The organism is Candidatus Hydrogenedens sp., assembly GCA_035361075.1.
Classification (GTDB): Bacteria; Hydrogenedentota; Hydrogenedentia; order Hydrogenedentales; family Hydrogenedentaceae; genus Hydrogenedens.
On the sequence record DAOSBX010000008.1, the window covers coordinates 1 to 16,609 of the forward strand.

General features: G+C 35.0%; 14 protein-coding genes. 9 read left to right on the top strand and 5 right to left on the bottom strand.

Going from position 1 to position 16,609, the window contains the following annotated elements:
• Positions 1 to 495: hypothetical protein (locus PLJ10_03825; protein HOK08772.1), on the top strand; the 495-nt coding region annotated here is incomplete at its 5' end.
• 35 nt (positions 496 to 530) lie between these two features.
• Here PLJ10_03825 and PLJ10_03830 read toward each other — a convergent pair.
• On the bottom strand, positions 531 to 1,655 hold the full coding sequence (locus PLJ10_03830; GenBank protein ID HOK08773.1) for a glycosyltransferase family 1 protein: 1,125 nt from the start codon (positions 1,653 to 1,655) through the stop codon (positions 531 to 533).
• Between the two features lie 168 nt (positions 1,656 to 1,823).
• Here PLJ10_03830 and PLJ10_03835 point away from each other — a divergent pair, with 168 nt between their 5' ends.
• From PLJ10_03835 to PLJ10_03855, 5 genes are all read left to right on the top strand, one after another.
• On the top strand, positions 1,824 to 4,565 hold the full coding sequence (locus PLJ10_03835) for a DnaA/Hda family protein (GenBank protein ID HOK08774.1): 2,742 nt from the start codon (positions 1,824 to 1,826) through the stop codon (positions 4,563 to 4,565).
• Positions 4,566 to 4,637: 72 nt separating this feature from the next.
• Complete coding sequence (locus tag PLJ10_03840) at positions 4,638 to 6,359, top strand: ATPase, T2SS/T4P/T4SS family (GenBank protein ID HOK08775.1); 1,722 nt, start codon at positions 4,638 to 4,640, stop codon at positions 6,357 to 6,359.
• Positions 6,360 to 6,397: 38 nt separating this feature from the next.
• Entirely contained in the window at positions 6,398 to 7,303 is a 906-nt protein-coding gene (locus tag PLJ10_03845; GenBank protein ID HOK08776.1) for a hypothetical protein, read from the top strand.
• Positions 7,304 to 7,425: 122 nt separating this feature from the next.
• Positions 7,426 to 8,205, top strand: coding sequence for a segregation/condensation protein A (locus PLJ10_03850; GenBank protein HOK08777.1), 780 nt, complete (start codon positions 7,426 to 7,428; stop codon positions 8,203 to 8,205).
• Positions 8,198 to 8,596, top strand: a complete 399-nt coding sequence (locus PLJ10_03855; protein ID HOK08778.1) for a YraN family protein — start codon at positions 8,198 to 8,200, stop codon at positions 8,594 to 8,596. The genes PLJ10_03850 and PLJ10_03855 overlap by 8 nt, the downstream gene beginning before the upstream one ends.
• 69 nt (positions 8,597 to 8,665) lie before the next feature.
• On the opposite strand, the gene PLJ10_03860 is transcribed toward PLJ10_03855, so the two are convergent.
• The gene (locus PLJ10_03860; protein HOK08779.1) at positions 8,666 to 9,751 is read right to left on the bottom strand and encodes a sialidase family protein; all 1,086 of its coding nucleotides are present in this window, start codon (positions 9,749 to 9,751) and stop codon (positions 8,666 to 8,668) included.
• Between the two features lie 106 nt (positions 9,752 to 9,857).
• Here PLJ10_03860 and PLJ10_03865 point away from each other — a divergent pair, with 106 nt between their 5' ends.
• A complete protein-coding gene (locus tag PLJ10_03865) occupies positions 9,858 to 10,394 on the top strand; it encodes a nitroreductase family protein (protein HOK08780.1) in 537 nt (178 codons plus the stop codon).
• An 8-nt stretch (positions 10,395 to 10,402) separates the two neighbouring features.
• Here the strand turns inward: PLJ10_03865 and PLJ10_03870 are convergent, their stop codons facing one another.
• Positions 10,403 to 12,901 (bottom strand): glycoside hydrolase family 38 C-terminal domain-containing protein, encoded by a 2,499-nt coding sequence (locus PLJ10_03870; GenBank protein HOK08781.1) that lies wholly within the window; start codon positions 12,899 to 12,901, stop codon positions 10,403 to 10,405.
• A 33-nt stretch (positions 12,902 to 12,934) separates the two neighbouring features.
• Positions 12,935 to 13,669, bottom strand: a complete 735-nt coding sequence (locus PLJ10_03875; GenBank protein ID HOK08782.1) for a GntR family transcriptional regulator — start codon at positions 13,667 to 13,669, stop codon at positions 12,935 to 12,937.
• 109 nt (positions 13,670 to 13,778) lie between these two features.
• Between PLJ10_03875 and PLJ10_03880 the strand changes: the two genes are divergently transcribed.
• Entirely contained in the window at positions 13,779 to 14,732 is a 954-nt protein-coding gene (locus tag PLJ10_03880) for a DUF1559 domain-containing protein (protein HOK08783.1), read from the top strand.
• A 71-nt stretch (positions 14,733 to 14,803) separates the two neighbouring features.
• On the opposite strand, the gene PLJ10_03885 is transcribed toward PLJ10_03880, so the two are convergent.
• Complete coding sequence (locus tag PLJ10_03885) at positions 14,804 to 15,595, bottom strand: fumarylacetoacetate hydrolase family protein (GenBank protein ID HOK08784.1); 792 nt, start codon at positions 15,593 to 15,595, stop codon at positions 14,804 to 14,806.
• Between the two features lie 128 nt (positions 15,596 to 15,723).
• Between PLJ10_03885 and PLJ10_03890 the strand changes: the two genes are divergently transcribed.
• Complete coding sequence (locus PLJ10_03890) at positions 15,724 to 16,587, top strand: sugar phosphate isomerase/epimerase family protein (protein ID HOK08785.1); 864 nt, start codon at positions 15,724 to 15,726, stop codon at positions 16,585 to 16,587.
• Positions 16,588 to 16,609: the final 22 nt, after the last annotated feature.

Genomic DNA, 16,609 nt, shown 5'->3' on the forward strand with positions numbered 1-16,609 from the left:
GTATTAAAAAAGGTTTTGTGTGAACCAAAAGTATATTGGCGATTAAGTGCGACTTGTGTTTACCTTGAAAATTTAGAAATATTAAAAACCGAACCACAATACCAACTTTGGTTAAAAGATTATGAACATGTATTAGCTGGATTACTGTCTTTAGGTTCTGAATTGAGTAATACAATCAAAACGAATATAAATTTAGAAAATGAATACGAGACCATAGCAGATAATTTGAAAACGTGGAATGAATTGTTATCAGCTCTTGGAGATGCAGATAAAGATGGATGGATAAATAGAGTAGAATATAATAATTGTATCAGTTTTGGACTTGGTTTAAATGATTATGTAACGGTAGTATTAAATCCTGATTTAGATGGAACACAATCTCCTCAAGAAGCCCTTATCTTAATAGATAAGAAAGGTTTGGTCTCCCTTTCACTTATCATTTTATTATGTATATTTTCTATCAGAAAATCAGTAAAACCTCCAATGAAAAGTTAACATCATAAGAACGAATTATACAACACAAACTGCTATTATTTTGTCATTTTTGCATAATTTACCAATATGTCAAGAATTTCTTGGGCGGTGTTTTCCCAACTAAAATGTTTTGCTCTTTCCTTTGATTTCTTTACAAGTTCTTCCCGCAACTTATTATTTGTTAGTATTATATAAAGTTGAGCAGTTATTTCCTCTATATCATAAGGATTAACCAGTATACCACAATCGCCAACAATTTCTGGTATAGAAGAGCAATTAGAAGCGAGTACGGGTGTTTCACAATTCATCGCTTCAATAACAGGCAAACCAAATCCTTCCCATAACGAGATAAGCACAAGGACATCAGCCGAGCTAATTAATGCTACTTTCTCATTTTCATTTTCAAGATAGCCTAAATAATGTATTCTATCTGCATATTTACTTTCTTTCATTTTTTTCAATATCGGTTCATACAACCAGCCAAGACTACCAACAATAACAAGTTGATGTGGTATTTGTGGATAGTTATCCACAAGTTTTTCGTATGCTTCAATAAGTCTTATGATATTTTTGCGAGGCTGAATTCTCCCCAGATAAAGAATAAAAGGCTTATGAATAGAATATTTTTCCCGAACAGACATTTGTTCTTGTTCCGAAACTTTAGATATTTCTTTACTTACACCCAAATACACCCTAAATAGACGGTTTTCAATTTTTGGGAATCTGTCAAGAATAGTTTGTTTTGAAGAATCACTTATTGTAAAGAATAATTGATTAGTATATATCGCCATGTTTAATTGTAATTTTGCTTTCGCTCGAGCAGTCCATGTAAATTCTTGAGGGAAGTCGTAGTAAGCAATATCAAAAATAGTACATGATTTAGGACAATTACCGTAAAATGGCGTTTGTAATGAAGGTGAGAAGAAAATGTCTGGTGGATTCTTCCTTAATTCGTTTGCAAGTGCGGTTTGTGTCCAGAACTTTCTTTTTCTTAATACTCTGAACTCAATGGTTTCATTTTTTTGAACTGGGAAAAAAGATTGAGGTTCTTTATCAAGATAGATTCTAAGAGATTCATTTTTTAATAAAAGGCTCATAGATTTAAGTAGTTCATAACAAAATTGACCACTTCCTACTTTATGAACATCATTTGCTAATCTTCCATCAAAACCAATTATCATTTTTTTACCTTAAAAATATTTTATTCGTTATAAAAAACATGGTAAAATTAAATAGATTGATTATTTGCTTTTTAGGAGAATTAAATTTATAAAAGGTATTAAGAATAATTGTTACAATGAACGTTATTATATCATTGTATCATTGGTAAACGCACTAAGGAATAGCTCATGTTAACCTGGAACCGAGATAGTGAATCAGAAAAGAAACAACGACAAAAAACTTCTTCTGGAAAAGATACAGAACCACAAAAGACAAAATACGGAACCCGTGATTCACATGTAGACAATGCTCATAAAAGATTAGGAGAACTGCTTCTCGAAGAAAGATTAATTACAAAAGAACAACTTAATCAAGCATTAGAAATTCAATCTAAAACAGGAAGATTTTTAGGAAAGATATTAATAGAAAAAGGATTTATAGATAGGGATGTATTAGCAAACTGCCTATCAAAACAATGTCGAATACCGCATATTAAACTTGTTGAGTATGATATCAATTCTGATGTCGTTAAATTAATTCCAGAAGAAGTTTGTAGGAAAAGATACTTATTACCCATCGATAAATTAGGAAGAATAGTGACAGTTGCTATGGTTGACCCCTTGGATACAGAGGCATTAGAAGAAGTAAAAAGTCACTGTCCAGATTTGAGGATAAAGCCAATCCTATGTAGTTGGGAGGATTTAGAAAAAGCATTTGAAAAAGCATTTCGTAAAAATCGAATTAGTACAGACATATTATCCACACTTGGTTACAAAACAACAGAACCAGAAAAAAAAGAGCAGGAAGTAGTAGATTCAGTTGAAATAAAGGAAGAAAATCCACCACTTTCTACTGATGTTAATGAAGCGGTATTAGAAGAAATAGAGAAGGAATATGAAGAAGAAATACCTGAGAAGGTAACGGACTATGAAACGGAACAATCACAGGTGGCGGTAATTTCTGAACCTATTCCAACACCGACACAAGTTATAATAGACACATCATTAGTTCAAGCAATTCAAGACCTTCCAAAAATGCTTGCTGATTCAATCCGAGATTCATTAACTCAAGTAAATATAAATATTCCTTCACCGACAGTAATTCCTCCGCCACCTTCAATCACTCCTGAACATTTTGCTGAATTTATTGGAGAGATGAAAAATACATTTCGAGAATCAATATCGCAATTTGCCCATGAAATACACGCACGTTTAAGAGAAGAAATGATACAGGGGCAAAATCAAGTAGCAACAATGATACAAGAAGGTGTGAGCCATGTTATAAGTAATGCAGTCACAGCTATGCTTGATAACTTGAAGTTAGAACTATCGTCAATAGAGAAAGAAAATAAAATAAACATAGAGCAAATAGCGGAGACGATGCGTGAAGGAATTGGAGAAATATCTCAACAACTGTTAAATACGATTTCAGAAGAGATACGAAATTCAGCACAAGTAATGAGTCAGATGTCAATAGAGGTAACTAAGAGCATTGGTGAAGTCGTCCAAAAGATAGACCAAACGGATCAAAAAGAACCTAAAGAAGCATTCACACCTGAAAAAATGCAGGAAGTATTAGTAACAGTAAAAGAATCTATTGTTAGCGGTATTCAAAATACTCTTGAAGATGCAATAACAAAACTTATTCAGGAATTAAAAGAAACTCCAGAAGCAGAAGAACCCGACCCTGTTCTACTTAGTCTCACAGAAGCAATCCAAAAATTAGACCATGCCATTATTGAAAACCAAAAACAGCAAGAATTGCAAACTCAAAAAATGGCACAAATAACAGAGTCCATACTTCGTTCCGTAAGCGAAACAACTACACAAACAATAAACGAAATAAAAAAGGAACGGGAGAGTGAAAACAGCGATTTAGCGAGGGAAAAATCAATTATTGAACCGCTCATTCCAGAGCTAAAAGAAGTGGTTCAACAAGTCAAAGAATCGGTTCAGAAAACTCAAGAAATGCACAATGAGCAAACACAAAAAATAGCCCGATTAACAGAAACAACATTAGAATCAGTTCAACAAACTGCCCAATTAGTAGAAACATTAAGTATTATGGAAGGAAAAAGGGTAGAAACATTAGAAGAAAAGAAACAACGATTAGCATCTGTTGCTCCGTTTGGCAAAGGTTCGTCAACACCTCCACCAGAAATTGAAGAGTCCGACAAAGAGGTATGGAAGGCATTAGAATCTGAACAGCCGTTAGAGACCCTTACATTTGATAATTTCTTCCCCGGTACTGTAAACGCTTTCACATTTAAATTAAGTAAAGCAGTAGCAGAAAATCCAGGAACAGAATATAATCCATTTTTCCTCTACGGTAATGTCGGCATAGGCAAAACACACCTTATTAGTGCTATTGGTAACGAGATATTAAAGAAACATCCCAAAATGAGAGTAGGTTACGTTTCAGCAAGTCATTTCTCCAGAAGACTTGCCGAAGCACTTAAAGAAGGTGCTCTGGATCTATTTCGCGAAAATTATTGTCATTGGGATGTGCTAATTCTTGATGATATTCAGTTTATGGGTGGTAAAGTTGAAGCACAGGAAGAATTTTTCCACGTTTTTAACGTGCTACATCAAAGCAAAAGACAGATAATAATTGCAAGCGATAAAGCACCTGACCGATTAGGTTTGCTTGAGCAAAGATTAGTTTCCCGTTTTGCAAGTGGAATTGTTGCGGAATTAAAATCCCCAGAATGGGAAACACGGATGCAAATCCTACATAATCAAGTTAAAATGGCAGATGTTAAAGTGCCAGAAGAAGTGCTAAGTTTAATAGCGATGCGTGTTCCCAACGATATTAGGAAAATGATGGGTTCACTAAAGAAAATTATTGCCTTTGCTAAACTGGTAGGCCAAAACATTACCTGTGAAATGGCAGACGAAATATTAAGTCATTTAGGAATTGCCGCTGCTTAATACATATGTAAAACAGAAAATATTTAAAACCGTTTATGTGTTGAAAAATACTATAAATTAGGAGATTGAACAGTGAGAATTGCAAAGAAAAAATTACCAGAAATGTTATTAGAACTTGGAGTAATAACAAAAGAAAAACTTAACGAATGTATTAAAATACAACAACAAACTGGTAAGAATCTCCAAGATATACTCCTCGAAAAAAAGTATATAACAGAGGAAGTTTTAGTCGAAACTTTAAGTGAACAACTACAAATACCGCATATCCGAGTATCTAATTATTCGATTCCAAAGGAAGTTCTTGCGGAAGTCCCAGAAAGTTTAGCTAAACAATACCAAGTTCTCCCTATATCTGTTACAGGAGATATTCTTACGTTAGCAATGTCAAACCCATTAAATATCCTTGCATTAGACGACATCCGTATGATTACAGGCAAGGAGATTGAACCTGTTATTGCAATGCCTTCTGAATTACGCGAAGTCATCGAAAGAAATTATAGTGGCGATAGAGCTTCAGAACTGTTTGCATCCTTGTTAGCCGAGCATGCCCAACAAGAAGAATTGGAAGAAGTGAAAACAGTAACAGAAGAAGTCGAAGACGTTAGCAAAGTTGAGTCTGTTGAAGAAGATGAGCCCGTAAAGAAAATGGCTCGACTAATTGTATTAGATGCTTTAGAAAGAGGTGCATCCGATATTCATATAGAACCATTTGAAAAAATAATTCGTGTTCGTTATCGTGTTGATGGTGTCCTTGAAGAGGCAAAATCACCTCCCAAATCAATACAGTCCAACCTTATTGCCCGATTTAAAATTCTTTCAGGGTGCCGAATTGATGAACATCGACTACCTCAAGACGGTCGTTTTCGTATTCGTTTCCGTGGAAGAGAGATTGACTTTCGTGTAGCATTTTTGCCCTGTAAATATGGCGAGAAAATCGTATTACGTGTTTTAGATAAAAGTAATCTAATGCTCGACCTCGAGGCTATGGGGTTTGAACCTCAACCATTAGAAGCCTTAAACCATGCATTAAAACTTCCTCATGGTATGATTCTTTTAACAGGACCTACAGGAAGTGGTAAAACAACAACACTTTACAGTTGTTTAACACGTCTAAATACAATTGAAACTAATATTGTCACCGTTGAAGATCCTATCGAATATGAACTCTTCGGTATTAATCAGGTGCAGGTTCAAGCACGTATTGGATTTACATTTGCCGAAGCATTAAGACAAATTCTCCGTCAAGACCCCAATATCGTTATGGTCGGTGAAATTCGTGATGGTGAAACAGCAGACATAGCGGTAAAAGCAGCTCTAACGGGGCACCTTGTTTTGAGTACATTACACACAAATGATGCGGCAGGCGTGTTCCCCCGATTGATTGATATGGGAATAGAGCCTTTCTTGGTTCAATCCTCCGTAGCATTAGCAGCTGCACAACGATTACTTAAACGGGTTTGTAAAGAATGTAAAGAAAATATAATTGTTCCAAATGAAGTATTAGAACGCATACAATATCGTGGTTTTTCACATATACCAAATCCTCAATTTGTAAGAGGGCATGGTTGTCCTAAATGCAAGGATTCAGGTTATAAAGGACGAATTGCCTGCCTTGAAGCAATGCTAAATTGGCCTGAACTTCATCAGCTTGTTTTGAATCGTGCATCTGCATATGAGATTAAAAAACAAGCTGTTGCCTGTGGCATGAAAACATTACGACAAAATGCACTTGCCCTTGCTGCACGTGGTTTCACGACGATTGAACAAGTCCTTGAACACACAATCGCTGATTGATAATTACTACTATCGCGATAGGGGAAAGGTCGTCATCAATGGAATGTAGGCTTTTTTATTTAATTAAAAGGTATGCCCTTTTAATAGTTTTATGCATAGGTATCGTATCTTGTGAAGGTAGGTATGTAATTAGTGGAAAAGTATTTGCAACAAATGGAGAACCATTGCCTGGTGTATCTATATCAAGCCCAGAAACCCTTGATTACACAATAACAAATACAAAGGGAGAATTTGTTTATCGATTGCAAAAACCTATTAGTAAGATAGAATTTATAAAGTCTGATTATTTGCCTATGCAAATCACAGTTGATTCATGGCAAGAGAAAAAAATCACATTACCAAATATTGTTCTGACATCAAAGCCTTCTATTTCGGGTGTTTACTTCTTTGATGAAAGAAATAATAGGTATATCCCATTATTTAAAAACAAAATAGAAAGGATACAGATAGATACAAATAATTCAATACCAGCCATAAAGATGAATATGCCAATTACAATAGAGACAACGAAACCTCGAGTTTTTGTTTTTCGTATGCCTCAGTATGAACTGTCGCTATATAAAATGAAAAAGTATATACAAGACAAAGAAGAAGTGAAGAAAAACAAAACAGAAGAAAAAGAAAAGAAAAGTTCAAATGAAAATGTCTCAGAAGAAGAAAGGTATATATGGATACCTGATGAACCTATTTTAGTTTCAACAGAGTTTTTATCTGAGTTGGACACCAGTTTATTTGTAGTAAAACCAGTAGACGATTTGAAAACAGGTGTTTATTGTATTAATTGGCGAGCTTTTGAGGTTCCTTTCCCAAGAATTAATGATAGTTACCTTTTCTCAGTAAAAACACCTCAACAGGAAGAAAAAATATCTGATAGTTCATCCATTCCAAATGAGACCATAGACAAAAACAAAGAGGAAGATAAAACGAAAGAAAATAAAAAATGATTGAAGATAAACGACTAAAAACTTATATATAATCCAGAAAATATGTTATCATTTGCTTCAATATAATGTGCTATAAAATATAACTTATTTTAATCTTAATAAAAGGTTTTTATAACATTTCAATGGATATACAAGAAAAAATATCAGGGCTTATTTCTAAAGACTCCCTACGATTAAAATTGGAACAATTCGAGGGACCTTTTGAGATATTACTTTATCTTATAAAAGAACAAGAAATTGATATCTTTGATATACCTATTGTTCAAATAACAGAACAATACCTTGAAATTCTTGATTTAATGAAAGAGCAACGATTGGAAATTGCTGGCGATTTCCTTGTTATGGCGGCGACATTAATTCACATTAAGTCACGGATGTTATTACCAGATATTGAAGAGATGGAAGAGGTAGAGGAAGAAGACCCACGATTGGAATTAGTAGAACATTTACTTGAATATCGAAAATTTAAGGAATTAGGTAAGAGATTGGGAGATTTAGAAGAACAACAATATAACTATCTCCCTCGAAAATTTCCATCTTATTTAGAGCCGTTAGTTCAAGAGGAATGGGTTGAGGTTACATTAGCAGATTTAATGAAATCCATTAAACGGGTACTACACTACTTACTGGAGCCGACAATACAGGCGATTGAACTTGAGAAGTATACCGTTGAAGATAAAATAGTAGAAATTTGGGATAAGATAACAAATCAAGGAAGTGTTATATCATCAGAATTATTTAAAAAATGTGAAACTACAATTGAAAAAGTTTGCATTGTCCTTGCTATTTTAGAGTTATGTAGACAATGCAAAATCCTAATTCATCAACAACATCCATACGGCCCATTTTATTTGTATTTGAATAAAAATTATCAAAAGCAACTGATTAACACAAGTGATTAAGTGGCTTTTAAAAATATTACCATTAAGGCGAGAAGCATCAGAATTACTTCCTTTTGAGTTAGGAAAAGCAGGAGAAGAAGAGGCTATAAAATATCTAAAGAAAAAAGGATTAAAAATTTTAGGTAAAAATATAAAGATAGGCAGAAAAGAAATTGATATTGTCGCTGAAGAAAACGACGAAATAGTTTTTGTTGAAGTTAAAACATGTAGGAACGAAAATTGGACATATCCAGAAAACAAAGTAGATTATAAAAAAAAGGAGAATATTAGAAAGACAGCACATCGCTACATAAAAAAATATAATGTGAGAAAAAAATATTATCGGTTTGATATTATTGCAATTACATGGGAACCAGAGAAATCAATACACTGGATAAAAAATGCCTTTTAGTTTATAAAGATACAGTTCTTATAGATTACATTTATTTAAAATTTTAAATTTGATTGCAAATCGCTTTTGTTATTTCCACGATAGCCACTGTACTTCGCCCGAAGGATTGACATTAAATTTCCTTGCCCGCAAATTAGACCCCTCCCCTTCTTCATAATAGACAATAAGGATGCTGTTGTCTTTTAATGTTACCATAGAAGGGTATGCCCCAATACAAGAGTCAACCAGGATAGGATTACTCCATGTTTTAGCCTCATCTATGCTAATAGTTATGTAAGTTCCTTTATGTGGGTATCGAATACCCATAACTAAGACGCCCGTTGGAGTGCGATGTAAATATGGGCAATGTCCTGAAAAAGGGAGTGCTTCACTCTTACTCCATGTATTACCGCCATCTGTAGATAGTGAATAACCCATTGTTAAATCACTGTGACCCCGTTGAGCAATGAATAAATTTTGATTTTTTAATACGCATATATCAGGTTCTGCATCAAGTTTTAAATCTCCATAATCAATATCTATTGGTTTACACCAGCTAACCCCCTTGTCTGTAGAAATAGATACCGCACCACACCCATTTTTCCGTTTATCTGTATATAAAGGGATTATCAAATTTCCGTTTGGGAGAGCTCGTATAGGGGAACTGCAATAATAATCAGGAAAAAGTTGTTTAGGTTCCGACCACTTTTTCCCCATATCTTCCGATACGATAACCCATGTTCCTAAACCTTCATATCGTTTATTTTGATTTTCTACGGGTTTCAACGAGAAAAAATTACAAATTAGTTTTTTACCATCGATAACGGCTATAGAAGGGTCACGGTCATCATAAGGACTATCATATACAACAAAAGGAACACTCCATGTTTTCCCCTCATCGGAAGAAAATATTCCTGAGATTCTACCACCTTTTGGGTGATTTTCATTGGGTAAGGCTACATGTGCGTATCCATCATAGAATACACAAAAAAGCCTTCCATCAGGGAGACGACACACATCTGGAAATGCTTCATACCCACCTGCCCCACCATCTCTACAGATTACGAGGAAATCCTTACCCTCTTGTAAAGACGTATTAGGTTCATCAGCAAACGATATGCTGTTTATCAGAAGGCTTATCATAACCAGAGATGTTGAAAAATTTAATACCTTCATTCCGAATCTCCTTATGTTGAATTAATTTTAAATAAAATAGCAATAATTTGTATGATTAAATTAACTAACGTTAATATTATTAAATAATGATAAAGGAGAAAAAAAGATGAGCGATATGATTAAAATTATTAAAGAACGACGGACAATACGTAAATACCTGCCAAAGCCTTTGTCAGAAGAATTGCTAAATACAGTGTTAGAAGCTGGACGCTGGGCTCAGTCTTGGGCAAATACCCAATGTTGGCAGGTTATTGTAGTGAAAGATGAAAAGATAAAAAAGTCACTTCAAGAAACACTTCCTAAAGGGAATCCTTCTTATCAGGCAATTATGGACGCCCCTGTGGTGTTATGTCTGTGTGGGAAGAAAAATCTCTCTGGATATTATAAAGGGCAAGTATGTACACACTTTGGTGACTGGATGTTATTCGATTTAGGAATATTTGCACAGAATATCGCCTTGACTGCTTATAGTTTGGGATTGGGAACAGTAATCGTGAGTTTGTTAGACCACAACAAGGCAAAAGAGATATTAGGACTTTCAGACGATGTTGAATTAGTATCATTAATGCCCCTTGGTTTTCCCGCCGATACACCCTCTCCACCACCGCGAAAGGAACTAAAAGATTTCGTTAAATATATGTGATATTGTTATCAGGATGACAGAATATTTTCAAGTAAATCACATTCATGAACCTTTTTTTGGTGTGTATCTACATAATAGGTTTTAATTTCGAAAGGCTGTAATTGTACTGTAAATTGAGTATTAAGAGGTGGAATAATTACGTTGCTTTGCTGAACATTCCCGGTAGGTTCATAAAGTCGTATAATGAATCCTTCCTTGGTCTCAGCTTTCTTAAATGCAGACAGTACAATAGAATTATTGTCAACAATGATACCTGATGTAAAAGGTTGTCCTTTCTTCGTTGGGTAAAAAGATAAAAACATGGGTTTCTCATTATGAGCAAGAGCCTCGTTATCAATAGTACGAAACCTCACAGAAGAATTTCCTCCTTGCAACCAAAATCGGAAAATTCGCTCTCCTTGTTCCATTCGTGGAGTAAATCTATCTTGGGGTACTAATGGTCTATTTTTGAAGGGCAACGATGAATAAGCAGGTGAATGGAGTAATGTAAGTCGAATGGTATTATTAATAAAATCGGAACCATAGATACCATCATTAATAATTGTTAAAGCACACTTGTTAATAGGCGAATATCCTGCTACCCATTTCTGTGCTACAACTTCATACTCTTCACCCAGTAATTGATCCTTACCAAACACCACTTGACCCACATACTCCGTGTCCTCCCATGGGACTGGAATGCACAGTTTTAGCATGCAGTCCTTTTCAAACCAAAAGACACGAACATCTACTTCAATCTCCGCAACTATTTTAGGAATCTTATATTGCATAATTATGTAAGAATGGTTGTATTTAAATATGGCTTCAACGACAGTTCTAACCTCCCCATCTTCAATAACATGAACTGGTGCCAGTGTATCACTTTTTATGCCACATATCTCTGGGACCTCTTCCTTATCGATTATTGAAAAGTGCCCCTTAATATTGTGATAACATGTTACTTCACTTCCCCATGGGTCTTCGTTATCTTGAATTACAATCGGCAAAAAAGCAGAGGTATTCAAATAATCAACACCATCAACACGATAAAAATCCATTAATCCTGTTTGAACATTAACCCCAGCGTGAATATGTTCTCCTCTAACTTCAATGACCCCGTCAGTAATTTGAGATTTAGGTTGTGGTTTTTCAGGTAAAACCAGTTCCGTAGAGCAGTTAATACGAGTTATCTGGGCTGGTGCCAATGTTGCCTTAAACACCATTCGTTTCCGCCAATCCACCGCAACATTACCATGTTCTTTCTCTACTTGAGAAGGAATTTTATTACCATCTATAAACATTTGTGGATAAACAAAAGTATCCTCAAAATTAAAATCAGGTAAGCAAAATTCAACATCAAAAATTTGAGTTATCGGGAAAGGATGAGGATTAAAACCAAAAATAGGTACTATTTGTTTAGAAATTATTTCTTCTGTTCTACACAATGAAAAAAAACACCGTGCTTTGATGCGGGATACAATATTTAACCCATAGTCTAATATTTGTATCCCTTTTTCTTCTACTGGCGGAATAGATGAACCAGGTAAAATGTCATGAAATTCTGCAAGTAATAAGTTTTCAAGGGCATCCTTAAATTCTTGAGATGGATATTCCATTAATCCATGAATAGCACAAATACTCGCCATCTTTTCAGTCATATATAATTCATTTTCCAATTGGCGATGCTTCTGTTTAATTCGAATTTGTGAGGTATAACAACCCGGTGCCCATGGATTTAAATCCCTCATGACCATAGGAAAAGAAATTTGTTCTTGTTGTAATTCCTCAAAGAATAGGTCAGGTGTTGAATGAAAAATGTCGTCCTCCTTCTCGTGATGTATAATGTCTCTTAAGTCCTGACAATCTTTGAATGAAGGTCCTCCACCATGATTTCCAACACCCCATAATACAAGACCTGTGGTATGTTCTGGATGGTCTTGTATCCATTGTTCAACTTTTTCTCGTGCTTTGCCTAACGGGGCATTATACCAACCTATAAACCTATATGCTAATATTTCTGAACCGTCATAACCTTGCCATATAAAACCTTTTTCTGGTAATGAAAATATTTCCGCATGAGGTCTACCAAATAGATAATATTTGTACCCAGATTTGGCAAGAATTTGAACCAAACCACGAGAATGACCAAAAGGGTCAAAGTTAATAGCCGTTTTTGGGTCTACCCCAAATTTATCCTTGAAATAATTCTTACCAATGAGAATATGACGCACAAAAGATTCTCCAGATGGCATATTGCAATCTGGTTGTAAAAACCATCCCCCCATAATATTCCATTTCTTTTTTTGCACCTGAACCCGTATCCTCTCAAATAATTCAGGGTCAAATTGTTCAACCCATTTATATAAGATAACTTCATTATGATTAAAAATAAACTCCTCAAATTGCTCACATAATTCTACCGCAGTACGAAAAGTAGATAAGGCTTCTCCTGCTCCTTCTTCCCATTCCCATAACCAACAAGGGTCTAAATGAGCATTACACAATAAATGAATCCTTCTTTTTGGCATATCAAATCCCTTTACTTTGTATCTGTTGAAGAGTTATTTCTTTTCAACGGTTTTAAGTGAAATTTCAAATTGCTGTTGCACAAACTCTAAGTGGCGTGACAAAATCAATTCGGCTAATTCACCATCACGGGACTCAAACGCTTCTAATATTCGTTCTGCTAAACGGTCTAATTTTTGTTTCCCAATCAGAAGAATATCAACCATCTCATTTATTTTTAAAAATGCTTGCCACATTGTATTGTAAAGCAATTCATAAATTTGATTGCGGGTAGCCTGTGCAAAAAGCTTAAAAAAACGTTCATTAATCTTTTGCAACTCATCTTGATTATGAATGAAAGACTTCCGTTTTTGGAAAAGATATCGCAACTCATCCAGCTCCTCTTGAGTATGTCTCTCTGCCGCAAGTCGTACCACTTGTCGAACCATGTGGTCTCGAAACTCAAGAATATCTTTTAACAACGATAAATTGATATTTCCTTGTTCATCCTTAATAAGAGTATCAAATAACTCCAAGCCTCCGATGAGGTCTATATCTTGAGCAATGATTCCAGAACCTTGTCGTATTTTAACCAACCCCAACGCTTCAAGCCGTTTAAGTGCTTCACGAATACTATGCCTCGTTGCTTGAAATTCTTCCGCAAGTTCCCGTTCTGTGGGTAATTTCTCACCAGGAAGATAAACTTTATTTACAATTCTTCTGGATAATTCATCAGCAATTATTTTTGACCTCGTCGATAAAATTTTCTTCTTACTCTCTTTATTTTTCATATTTGTCCCACCAATGTTGTAATTATATTTGAAATCCAGTTAAATATATGTTATATTATATAAATTGGTTGAACCAATTTAATAATTAAACTGTAACCTTTATGGAGGAATGAAAGTTATGAAACGTTCTGGTTTTACACTCATCGAATTGTTAGTTGTTATCGCCATTATTGGTATCCTCGCTGCTATATTGTTGCCAGCATTAGCCCGTGCAAGGGAAGCTGCACGTCGGTCTTCTTGTGCTAATAATTTAAAACAATGGGGACTGGTTTTTAAAATGTATGCCAATGAATCTCCAGGCGAAAAATTCCCGCCCAGCGAATTGGAATTAGGTTGTGGTATACGTCCTTGTATGGCGTTTGGTCCGTTAATAGGTGTTATCTATCCTGAATATTTAACAGACCCCGCAATTATTTTCTGTCCCTCCGATGCTAAGGACAAATTAGATAATTTTATCGACCCTCAAACAAAAGAATTTACCATGTTGCAGAAAGTAGATGGTAACCGTCAACAAGGTGTAGAAGGTATTGACGCAAGTTATACCTATTCCGCTTTCGTATTTGACCGTTGCGGTAGTGAATACCCAACAAAAGATGTTACCGCTCTTCAAGCATTAGCAAACCTTTTAGGGAACCCCTTAGACCCTACCGTCACAGAAGGTGCGGCACAATTTATCGAAGTAATAGAAGATATGATTGACAAATTAAGACCCTACTTCCTTTCTGGTGATGCCAGTGGATTTAGAAAGGAAGCAGATAATGACAGAAAAGTTTCTGATGGGCTTGGTAATGGTGGGGGGAGTATTGTATACAGGTTAAGAGAAGGAATTGAACGATTCTTAATTACAGATATTAACAATCCATCTGCAAGTGCAAAGGCACAAAGCTCCATCTTTATTATGTGGGATAATGTTTCAGACCAGGTTGCAAAATTTAATCATATCCCAGGCGGAAGTAATATTCTGTATATGGATGGCCATGTTGCATTTGTTCGTTTCCCAGGCGAACCACCAATGGTTAAAGAATTAGCGGCTATTATGCGTGTGTTTGATATAGCTGAATAGTTAATACATAGCACGCAGATATTTTAAAACAAACCAAATTTATCTGCGTGCTATTTTTTTATCCACTTAAGTTATTTCACCTCATTCCTCAAAATTCCAATCCGCTTTATTTCTATTTCTACAATATCACCTTTGGATAAGGTGACTTTAGGAGAGCGAGCCCAACCTACACCAGCAGGTGTCCCTGTAAAAATAAGAGTTCCCTGTTTTAAGGTTGTATCCTGGCTTAAAAAAGATACAAGTTGAAAAACATTAAAAATCATGTCAGAACTATTTCCCGATTGCATAACTTGATTGTTTACTTTAGTGGTAATTTCGAAAGAAGTATTTTTATCCCAATCTTCAATAGGAAGTACAAACGGTCCAAGCGGAGCGAAGGTATCAAAACTTTTTCCCCGAACCCATTGTCCTCCACCTAATTCCATCTGCCACCTTCTTGCTGATACATCATTACCTATTGTAAACCCTGCAATGTATTGGCAAGCCTCATCAGGTTCTACATCTAATGCATCTTTTCCAATGATAATAACTAACTCTCCTTCATAATCGACCTCATCTCTACATACCCGGGGCAGAATAATAGGTTCAAGATGTCCCGTTAAAGCTGATGGATTTTTCATAAATACCACAGGATATTCAGGGATAGGTTTGTTTGTTTCTTTTGCATGTCCACGATAATTCAATCCAATACATAATACTGCAGGTGCATCAATAGGCGGAAGCCATTTTTGTGGATATATCTTTTTATTTGTAATATTAAATTTTGTAAACGGATTTCCCTCTAATTCGTAATAATTTTCATCTTCTCCTAAGGTGATATATTTCCTTAAATTATCATTTGTTATTACTCGTGCCCATTTCATAAAAATATCCTTTCTGTTTCTATGTATATTGTTACTAATCCAATTTTTTTTAATATAGGAATTGATATAGAATTATAAAAGTTATACAAAACATTTTTGAAATAGAAACATTAGATAGGAGTATAACAATGCAATTATCACGTCGAAGCTTTCTTAAAACAACATCTATGTTGATGCCATGTTTAAGTTTAACTGCAAATCTTTTAGCACAGGAACAAAAATGTAAATACTCAATCGCTGCTTGTGATTGGTCTATGTGGACTGAAGGTCCATCCGCATTGGACCTTGCAAAACAAATAGGGTTAAATGGCGTCGAAATATCGGCTGGTAAGCCTGAGGATAAAATCGCCATCGCAAATGTAGATTTACGTGAGCAGTATAAAACAAAGATGAAAGAAACAGGTATACAGATACCATCAATCGCAATGGGATTACTTAATGATGCTCCTTTTGCAAATGACCCACGTGCTGTAAACTGGCTGATAGATACCATTGATTCTGCAAAAGATTTAGGAGCAAAGGTTATTCTATTAGCATTCTTTGGTAAAGGTGATTTGAAAGATAAACAAGGATTAAAGAATGACGATATTGCAGAGATGGTTAATCGGCTTAAAGAAGTAGCTCCAAAAGCAAAAGAATCAGGAATTATTTTAGGTATTGAAAACACACTAACTGCTCAGCAAAATATGGATATTCTTGATAAAATAGGTCATGAGGCATGCAAAATATATTACGATGTAGGAAATTCAACGTATAGTGGATATGATGTCCCAGCCGAAATTCGTATGCTAAAGGATAAAATATGCCAAATTCATTTCAAAGATGGAGCCTTTTATCTCGGCAAAGGAAAAGTAAAAATGGAACCAATTGTAGAAGCAATTAAGGAAATTCAATATCAAGGCTGGTTAGTACTTGAAACAGGACTTCCCAAAATGGATAAGGTTAATGATTTCCAAAAAAATTATAAATATCTATGTGAAATATTCAGTTAGGTCATAATGATAACAAGAAAGG